This window comes from Rufibacter sp. JT20002 (assembly GCF_056491185.1).
Map to the genome: position 1 here is coordinate 1 of NZ_JBSZJY010000014.1, position 623 is coordinate 623.

The window sequence follows — 623 nt, forward strand, 5'->3', positions numbered from 1 at the left end:
GTTAGGCAAAATTCATAGATAAAATATTCAATGACAAGATACCCGTTATTCTTCTTTTTGGCATTGTTGAGCATAGCTTGCTCAGAAAAGATTCGAGGGACGACATCAGAGAAGTCCATTGAGCAAAAGCCCAGCTTGGCGACTACTATTGGCACAATCGAAGCTGAAGAAACTGAAACAGAAGACGGGCCACCGTTCAAAATAGACTGCCCCTGTTCATTTGCCGACTTAGGAAGAGTAAGGGTTTCAGCAGAAAGATATGACGTGCTGGTGTCAGGAAAAGACTGGAACCCAAAACTAAACTCCTGCAACTGGATTTGGGGTGAGCTTGTAAACAATGAAGTGCCTCCCGACACTTTGATAACAGACCTAAGAATCCACCTCCTCGACCTAAGCAAAGTTGAACAAAAAATCGACAGAAATTTCCTTGAATCTACGACTTTCAAAGAAAACCTTATTTCTACTCACTCAAAGCAACCCAGTGAGGAGTATATGACAACAAAATTTGACCCAAATAATACGGGCAAGTACGCAGACCCCAACAAATAAAAGAACTTTGCCTAACAAGGTATAAACGTCAGCTCCGCCGACGGCTGTCGCCGTCGTTTATACTAACCGTTAGG

The 623-nt window shown here is 42.9% G+C and carries 1 protein-coding gene; it reads left to right on the forward strand.

All coding sequences use genetic code 11. The features are described from left to right. The first annotated feature begins 30 nt into the window (after window positions 1–30). The gene (locus tag ACW9SV_RS22495) at window positions 31–549 is read left to right on the forward strand and encodes a hypothetical protein (RefSeq protein WP_479559033.1); all 519 of its coding nucleotides are present in this window, start codon (window positions 31–33) and stop codon (window positions 547–549) included. Window positions 550–623: the final 74 nt, after the last annotated feature.